The 8,335-nt window shown below is 75.5% G+C and carries 6 protein-coding genes; all 6 read left to right on the forward strand.

Annotation, left to right across the window (positions count from 1 at the left end):
- Positions 1–3: 3 nt before the first annotated feature.
- Complete coding sequence (locus ACFU53_RS26080) at positions 4–255, forward strand: acyl carrier protein (RefSeq protein WP_383997041.1); 252 nt, start codon at positions 4–6, stop codon at positions 253–255.
- A gap of 5 nt (positions 256–260) precedes the next feature.
- Positions 261–1,514 (forward strand): beta-ketoacyl synthase N-terminal-like domain-containing protein, encoded by a 1,254-nt coding sequence (locus ACFU53_RS26085; RefSeq protein WP_383997056.1) that lies wholly within the window; start codon positions 261–263, stop codon positions 1,512–1,514.
- Between the two features lie 38 nt (positions 1,515–1,552).
- Positions 1,553–2,803: a hydroxymethylglutaryl-CoA synthase family protein gene (locus tag ACFU53_RS26090; protein ID WP_383997044.1), complete on the forward strand. Its 1,251-nt coding sequence runs from the start codon at positions 1,553–1,555 to the stop codon at positions 2,801–2,803.
- Positions 2,800–3,534, forward strand: coding sequence for an enoyl-CoA hydratase/isomerase family protein (locus ACFU53_RS26095; protein ID WP_383997047.1), 735 nt, complete (start codon positions 2,800–2,802; stop codon positions 3,532–3,534). The genes ACFU53_RS26090 and ACFU53_RS26095 overlap by 4 nt, the downstream gene beginning before the upstream one ends.
- On the forward strand, positions 3,531–4,487 hold the full coding sequence (locus ACFU53_RS26100) for a polyketide synthase (protein WP_383997050.1): 957 nt from the start codon (positions 3,531–3,533) through the stop codon (positions 4,485–4,487). The genes ACFU53_RS26095 and ACFU53_RS26100 overlap by 4 nt, the downstream gene beginning before the upstream one ends.
- A 47-nt stretch (positions 4,488–4,534) precedes the next feature.
- Positions 4,535–8,335 (forward strand): type I polyketide synthase (locus tag ACFU53_RS26105; protein ID WP_383997053.1); only part of this gene is annotated, 3,801 nt, incomplete at its 3' end.

The raw sequence follows: 8,335 nt of genomic DNA on the forward strand, positions 1-8,335 counted from the left end.
ACCATGACCGACGAGGACATCTTCGCCGTCATCCGCGCCCAGCTCCTCGACGTCCTGCCCGAGGCCGCCGATGTCGAGATCACCCTCGACCACAGCATGCGCGAACTCGGCGCCAACTCCATCGACCGCATGGACATCGTCATCGCCGCCCAGGACGAGCTGGGCATCAAGGTGCCCAACGCGGACCTGACCAGGGCGAACGACCTGCGCTCCCTGGTCGCCGTGTTCCGCGAGCACGCGAACGCGCCCGCGTGAGCCGCATGCCGGGCGAGGTGGCCGTCACCGCCGCCTCGGTGCTCACCCCGCTCGCCGACGACCTCGACGGTTTCACCGCCGCGCTGCTCGCCGGCCGCAGCGCGGTGACCCTGGCGCCGGGCGACGGCGACGACGGCCTGCCCGTGGCCGCCCTCGCCGGGTTCCGGCTCGCCGACTGGGCGCAACGGCACCTGAGGGACGATCCGGCGACGGCGGCCCGGCTGCGCAAGGTCGCCGGCCGCGCCGCGCTGCCCGCCCGCACCGCCGCATGCGTCGCACTGCGGGCCGTCCGCGACTGCGGCCTCACGCCGGACCGGCTCGCCGACGGCACCGCCCTGATCGTCGCCGGGAGCAACCTCGCCCTGGCCCACCAGGCCGAGACCGTGCTGGGTCACGCCCGCAACCCCGGCCGGCTGCGCGCCTCGTACGCGCTCACCCACCTCGACGTGGACGTCGTCGGCACGGTCAGCGAACTCACCGGCGTCCGCGGCGAGGGCTGGACCCTCGGCGGCGCCTCCGCCAGCGGCACCCTCGCCCTCGTCCAGGCCGCCCGTACCGTCGCCGCCGGATGGGCCGAACGCGCCCTGGTCGTCGCCCCGGCGGCCGAGCTGTCGCCCGTGGAGTGCGAGTCGTTCAGGCGCACCGGCGCGATGGCCCACGAGAACTTCCGGGACGCACCCCGGCGGATGTGCCGCCCGTTCGACCGCGACCGCCAGGGCTTCGTACGCGGCGAGGGCGCCGCCGCCCTCGTACTGGAGAGAGCCGAGGCGGCCCGGGAGCGCGGCGCCGACGTGCTCGCCGAGATCACCGGGCACGGGCAGCGCCTGGACGCGCGGCGCGGCACCCGCCCGGACGCCGAGGGACAGGCCGCGGCCATGCGCGCGGCCCTGGCGGTGGCGGGCATCACCGCCGAGGACATCGACTACGTCAACGCCCACGGCACCGGCTCCGTCCTCGGCGACGCCACCGAGGCGGCCTCACTGCACCAGGTGTTCGGCGAACGCACCACCTACCGCGTGAACTCCACCAAGCCGCTCACCGGCCACTGCCTCACCTCCGCCGGGCTCGTCGAGGCCGTCGCCGTCATCGCACAGCTGCGGGCCCAGGCCGTGCACCCCAACCCCAACCTCGAACAGCCCCTCGGGCAACTGCCCCTGGCCGGCCGCAGGGCCGAACGGCTGCCGCTGCGCACCGCCCTCAGCAACAGCTTCGCCTTCGGCGGCATCAACGCCTCCGTCGTGATCCGCATCCAGCCCTGAAGCAGCCCTGTGGCAGCCCTGTAGTTACGGAGAAGACCATGAAGCAGGTCGGCATCGAAGCCATCAACGCCTACTGCGGTGAGACCTACATCGACGTCCCGACCCTGTTCGCGGCCCGCGGCCTCGACGACAGCCGGATCGGCAACCTGATGATGGCGCGCAAGAGCGTCGCACTGCACTGCGAGGACGCCGTGTCCTTCGCCGTGAACGCGGCCAAGCCCCTCGTCGACGCCCTCAGCGACGAGGAACGCGCCTCCATCGAGCTGCTGATCGTCGGCACCGAGTCCGGCGTCGACTTCGGCAAGTCGCTGGCCACCTACGTCCACGACCACCTCCGGCTGCCGCGCACCTGCCGCCTGTTCGAGATCAAGCAGGCCTGCTACAGCGGCACCGCCGCCCTGCAGATGGCCGCCGCCGTCGTCGCCGCCAGCCCCTTCGAGGGCACCAAGGCCCTCGTCATCAGCAGCGACGTCGCCCGCCCGGTGCCGCACACCTACGTCGAGCCCAGCCAGGGCGCGGGCGCCATGGCCATGCTGGTCAGCGACCGCCCGGTCGTCGCCGCCTTCGACCGGGGCGCCAACGGCTTCCACAGCTACGAGGTCATGGACACCTGCCGCCCCGACCCCGAGCGCGAGGCCGGCGACACCGACCTGTCGCTGCTGACCTACATCGACTGCCTCAAGGGCTCCTTCACCGACTACGCGAGCAAGGTCGAGGGAGCCGACTTCGTGGACTCCTTCGACCTGCTGGCCATGCACACCCCGTTTCCCGGCATGGTCAAGGGCGCCCACCGGGCCGCGCTGCGCAAGCTGAAGAGGGGCACGCCGCCGCAGGCGATCGAGGACGACTTCACCGCCCGCCTGGGCGCGGCGATCCAGTACCCGCAGCAGGTCGGCAACATCTACGCGGGCACCGTCTTCCTCGCGCTGGCCTCCGCCATCGACAACGCCGTCATCGACCGCGAGCACCGCGTGGGCGTCTTCTCCTACGGCTCCGGCTGCGCCTCCGAGTTCTACAGTGCCGTCGTCACCCCCGCCTCGCAGCGCGCCGTGCGCGCCATGGGCATCCGCGAGGCCCTGGACGCGCGGTACGCGCTGGATCCCGCGGAGTACGACGAGCTCCTGGCGGCCACGGCCGAGCTGAAGTTCGGCACCCGCGACTTCACCTTCGACCTCGACCGTTTCCCGCAGATCACCAAGGCGCGCTTCGGCGGCGGCCGCCGGCTCGTCCTGCGGGCCGTGCGGGACTACCACCGCGAGTACGTGTGGCTGGGAGGCGAGCAGCGATGAGCGCCGTCACCGTGACCCGGGCCCGCGGTGTGCTCCGGGCCCTCCTGGACCGGCCCGAACTGCGCAACGCCATCACACCGGTACTCCTGCGGAACCTGCACGCGGCCCTCGACGCCGCCGAGGCCGACCCGCACTGCCGCGTCCTGGTGCTGTCCGCGCGGGGCGAGGACTTCTGCGCGGGCACCGACCTGTCGCACGGCGTGCCCGCCGAGGTCCCCGAGCCGGACGCGGACGGACTTCCCTACTGGAAGCTTCTGGACCGGCTCACCCGCACCCCCGTGGTCACCGTCGCCCTGGTCGACGGCCGCGCCACCGCGGGCGGCGTCGGCCTGGCCGCCGCCTGCGACCTGGTGATCGCCGGGCCGCGCGCCCGCTTCCGGCTGACCGAGGCCCTCGTCGGCCTGGTGCCCGCCATGGCCCTGCCGTTCGTGGCCCGCAGGACGGGCGAGCAGCGGGCGTTCACCGCGACACTGCTCGCCGAGGACCTCGACCCCGCCCGGTCCGTCGCCGCGGGCCTGGCCGACACGGCCGCCGACGACGCCGAACAGGCGCTGCGGCACGTCCTGGTGCAGCTCAGCCGCGTCGACCGCGCCACCACGGGAGCGCTCAAGGAGTACCGGGCCCGGCTCTTCCCCCGCGACGAACGGCTCGGCCGCGACGCGGGCCGCGCCTTCCTGGACCGGCTCACCGACCCCACCGTGCACCGACTGATCGGGGAGCGTGCCGCATGACCGCACCGACCGCACCGACCGCACCGACCGCACCGACGGCACCGACGGCACCGACGGCACCGACGGCACCGACGGCACCGACGGCACCGACGGCACCGACGGCACCGGCGGCACCGGCGGCACCGGCGGCACCGGTCGCACCGGCGGCACCGGCGGCACCGGGCCTCTCCACGGGCGTGACGGCGCCGCCCGCGGCCGGCGCCCGCTCCGTCGTCCGGCTGTCCTGGCAGGGGCCGGTCGCCGTCGTCACCATGGACGACCCCGACGGCCGCAACACCTTCTCCGCCGGCCTGACCGCGGGCCTCGTCGACTCCGTCGAACGGGCCGCCGCCGACCCGCGCACCCGCGCGGTGGTCATCGAGGGCAGACCCGAGCTGTTCTGCGCCGGCGGAACCCAGCGCGAGCTGGTCAACTTCGCCCGCGGCAACGGAAGTTTCGACACCGACGACTTCTTCCGGGTGTTCGCGCGCTGTCCGCTGCCCGTGATCGCCTCCGTGCAGGGACACGCCATCGGCGGCGGTCTCGTGCTCGCGCTGTACGCCGACTTCGCCGTCTTCAGCGAACGCTCGGTGTACGCGGGCAACTTCATGAACTACGGCTTCACCCCCGGCATGGGCGCCACGTACCTGTTCCCGGCCCGCTTCGGGCGCGAACTGGGGACGGAGATGCTCTTCACCGCCCGCACCTACCGGGGCGCCGAACTGCGCGAGCGCCGGGCCCCCGTCCGGGTCGTGCCGCACCTCGAGGTGCCGGCCACGGCGAGAGAACTCGCGCTCTCCATGACGGCCGCCCCGCGTGCGTCGATCGAGCTGCTCAAACGCGAGCTGGCCGCGCCGCTGCTGGCCGCGACGGGGGAGGCGGTGGCCCGCGAGGCCGCCCTGCACCGCACCTCGTTCCGGCTGCCCGAGGTGATGGAACGCATCGTCGGCGCGTACGGCACCGAAGCCCACTGACCCACGGAAATCAGGAACCGAAGGAACCGAAGGAACCGAAGGACGGCATGGACGCGAAAGAGATCCTGACCCGAGTCAAGACCGGTGCGCTCGACGCCGCGTCCGCCGCCGCGCTGCTGCGGGCACAGGCCGCACCGGATCCGGCGCCCGCCCCGGCCACCGGGGTGGACCGCGCCGCCGCGGCCGAACTGCTCCGGGCAGCCGCCGCGCAGGCCCGGGCGCGGCCCCCGGCGCGGCCGACGGCCCCCGCCCCGACGGCCCCCGCCCCGTCACGGCCCGCCCCGGCCGTGCCCCCAGGGGTGCCCGAGCCCGTCGCCGTCATCGGCTACAGCGCCCGCTTCCCCGGCGCCGACGACGCCGACACCTTCTGGCAGCGCCTCCTCGACGGCGACGACCTCGTCACCGAGGTGCCCGCCGAGCGGTGGCGCATCGCGGACCACTACGACGCCGATCCCGAGGCCGAGGGCAAGTCGGTCTCCCGATGGGGTGCGTTCGTGGACGGCGTCGACCGGTTCGACGCCGACTTCTTCCGGATGACCCCGCGCGAGGCCGAACTCACCGACCCGCAGGCCCGCCTCTTCCTCCAGGAGGCCCATCGCGCCCTGGAACACGCCGGACAGCGCCCCGGCTCCCTCGCCGGCGCCCGGGTCGGCGTGCACGCCGGGGTCATGATGAACGACTACCAGGACCTGATCGAGCGCGAGAGCGAGCACGCCCGGCTCGCCCAGGTCATGCAGGGCAACTCCAACTCCCTGCTCGCCGCCCGCATCGCCTACCACCTCGACCTCAAGGGGCCCGCCGTCACCGTGGACACGGCGTGCTCGTCCTCCCTGGTCGCCCTCCACCAGGCCTGCCAGTCGCTGTGGCTCGGCGACGCCGACATGATGCTCGTCGGCGGTGTCACCCTCTACCTCACCGAGCTGCCGCACGTCTTCATGAGCCGCGCCGGCATGCTCTCGCCCGGCGGGCGCTGCCGCCCCTTCGACGCGTCCGCCGACGGCATCGTCCCCGGCGAGGGCTGCGCCGTCGTCGTCCTCAAACCCTGGTCCAGAGCGCTCGCCGACGGCGACCCCGTGCACGCCGTGATCCGCGCCGGAGGCCTCAACCAGGACGGCCGCACGAACGGGATCACCGCACCCAGCGCCGCCTCCCAGGCACAGCTCATCGCCACCACGCTCGACCGGTTCGGCCTGGACCCGCACGGCATCGACTACGTCGAGTGCCACGGCACCGGCACCCCGCTCGGCGACCCCATCGAGATCACCGCGCTCAACCAGGTGTTCGCGCCCGCCGGCCGCCCCGCCGGCAGCGTGCCCGTCGGCTCGGTCAAGGGCAACATCGGCCACACCTCGGCGGCGGCCGGGCTCGCCGGGCTGATCAAGGCCATCGGCGTCGTACGGACCGGGCAGGTCCCCCCGTCCCTGCACTGCACCCCCCGGACGCTCAACCCCCGCATCCCCTTCGACGAGGGGCCGTTCACGGTCGCCACCCAGCCGCGCACCCTGCCCGGCACCGGCGGCCGGCCGCGGCGGGCCTCCGTCAGCTCCTTCGGCTTCAGCGGCACCAACGCCTACGTCGTCGTCGAGCAGGCACCGCCCCCCGCCCACACCCCGGCACCCGACCGGCCCGTCCTGGTGCCCCTGTCGGGCCGCCGCCCGGATACGCTCGCCGACCGCGCCGCCGAACTCGCCCGCTGGCTGCGCTCGCCCGGCGGATCCGACGCCGCCCTCACCGACCTCGCACACACCCTGTCCTGTGCCCGCGACCACCACCCCCACCGGGCGGCGCTCCTCGTCGCCGACCGGCACCAACTCCTCGACTCCCTGGACCTGCTGGTGGCCGGCGAGAGCGACGCGCGACGCGCCGGCCCCCCGGCCGCCGAGGAGCGGGACAGCGATCCGCAGGCCCGCCGCGCACGCGCCGCGCTGCTCGACCGCCTCCTCCAACAGCCGGCGGACGCTCCCGGCCGCGCCGAGCACCTGCGCGAACTGGCCCGGCTCTACACCGAGGGCCACGACGTCGACTTCACCCGCCTGTGCCCGCCGGCCCGGCACCGCCGCATCGCGGCCCCCGGATACGCCTTCGCCCGCGACCGCCACTACGCGGCACCGGCCCCCGCCGGCAGCGACGGCCTCGACGGCCTCGTCCTGTACACGCCCGCCTGGCAGGACGCACCCCTGCCGCCCGGCGGCCGCCGCCCCGCCCAGGGCCCGCTGTTCGTGCACGACCCCCGGGGCGACCTCGCCGCCGCCCTCGGCGGCACCGCCCCGGACCCGGCCGACACGGCGCGGGCCGGCGCCGCCGAGGCCGCGACGCTCGTCGTACGCCTCGAGCCGGGCTCCGGCGCCGATGCGGCGGCGTTCGATGCGGTACGCAGTGTGCTCTCCGCCTTCCGAACACAGCGGCTGACGGTGCTCGCCGTCACCGCGGACCCGCTGCGGGCCGACGCCGCGCGCGCCCTCGTGCAGACCCTGCGCCAGGAGAACCCGCGCCTGGACGGGCGCGCGCTGCTCGTCGCCGACGACGGGGCGGCCGCCGCCCCGTCCATACGGGCCGAACTGGCCGCCCCGGGCGCCGAGTCGGGGCACCTCGCCGACGTAACCGGCGGGCGCCGCGCCCGCCGGGTGCTGCGGCCCGCCACGCTCCCCGAGCGGGGCTTCGCGCCCCGGCCCGACGGCGTGTACCTGGTCACCGGCGGCATGGGCGGCATCGGACGGGCGCTGGCCCGCCGGCTCGCCGCGCACCCCGGCACCCGGGTCGTCGTCTGCGGCCGCACCCCCTGGGACGCACTGGACCCGGCGGCCCGCCCGCCGGCGGACGGGACCGGGGGCATCCGCTACGTACGGGCCGACGTCACCGCGCCGGGCGGAGCGGACGCGCTGGTCGCCGACGTCCTCGCCCACGAAGGCGCCCTGCACGGGGTCTTCCACGCGGCGGGCGTCGTCCGGGACGCCTATCTGCTGCGCAAGAGCGCGCAGGACGTGGCGGCCGTGCTCGCCCCGAAGACGGCCGGCGCCGCCGCGCTGGACGAGGCGACAGCCGGCCTGCCGCTGGACGTGTTCGCACTGTTCTCCTCGGTCGCGGCGGTCAGCGGCAACATCGGCCAGGCCGACTACGCGTACGCCAACGCCCGGCTGGACGCCCTCGCCGAGCGGCGCGCGGCGCTCGTCGCGGCGGGGGAGCGGCACGGGCGCACCCTGTCGGTGCAGTGGCCGCTGTGGGACGTACCGGGCATGACGATCCCCGAGCCGGTGCGCCAGGTGGTCGAGGAGCGGGTCGGCATGCTCCCGCTCCCCGCGGAGCTCGCACTGCGCGCCCTGGAGCGGCTGCTCGGCGCGGGCGGCCCCCCTGTCGTGTCGCTCTTCCACGGCAGGCAGGACGCCTGGCACCGGCACCTCGCCGACCTGCACCTGCTCGCACGCCGGGACGATCCCGCCCCGGCACGGACGGCGCCGGACACCCTGTCCCCGGCGGACCGGCCGGCCCCGCCGCCCCCGGTCCGCCCGGCCGCGCCCGCACCGGCTCCCGCCGCCCCCGAGGACCTGCTGGAGCTGGTCTGCCGTACGGTCGCCGACACGCTCGGCCACGACCCGGCGGCGATCGGCCCGGGCACGTCCCTGGAGGCGCTGGGCCTGGACTCGGTGATGATCCGCACGCTGGCGTCGAAGCTGAGTTCCCAAGTGGCGCCCATCGGGCCGGAGCTGCTCTTCGGCCTGCGCGACCTGAGCGAACTGGCCGGCCACCTGGCACACCTGCGCCCGCGGCCGGCGCCGGCGCCGGAGGCGGAGCCGCCCGCGCCCGGGGCGCCCGCGGCGCCGGTTCCCACGGCCCCGAGGGATGCGGCGGTG

The sequence above is a fragment of the Streptomyces sp. NPDC057474 genome (genome assembly GCF_042802555.1).
In the GTDB taxonomy this organism is placed as follows: Bacteria; Actinomycetota; Actinomycetes; order Streptomycetales; family Streptomycetaceae; genus Streptomyces.

What these genes read in the sequence shown, in the direction of transcription:
- ACFU53_RS26090 (WP_383997044.1), top strand. Translation starts at nt 1,553, where the DNA reads ATGAAGCAGGTCGGCATCGAAGCCATCAACGCCTACTGCGGTGAGACC.
- ACFU53_RS26085 (WP_383997056.1), top strand. Translation starts at nt 261, where the DNA reads ATGCCGGGCGAGGTGGCCGTCACCGCCGCCTCGGTGCTCACCCCGCTC.
- ACFU53_RS26095 (WP_383997047.1), top strand. Translation starts at nt 2,800, where the DNA reads ATGAGCGCCGTCACCGTGACCCGGGCCCGCGGTGTGCTCCGGGCCCTC.
- ACFU53_RS26100 (WP_383997050.1), top strand. Translation starts at nt 3,531, where the DNA reads ATGACCGCACCGACCGCACCGACCGCACCGACCGCACCGACGGCACCG.
- ACFU53_RS26080 (WP_383997041.1), top strand. Translation starts at nt 4, where the DNA reads ATGACCGACGAGGACATCTTCGCCGTCATCCGCGCCCAGCTCCTCGAC.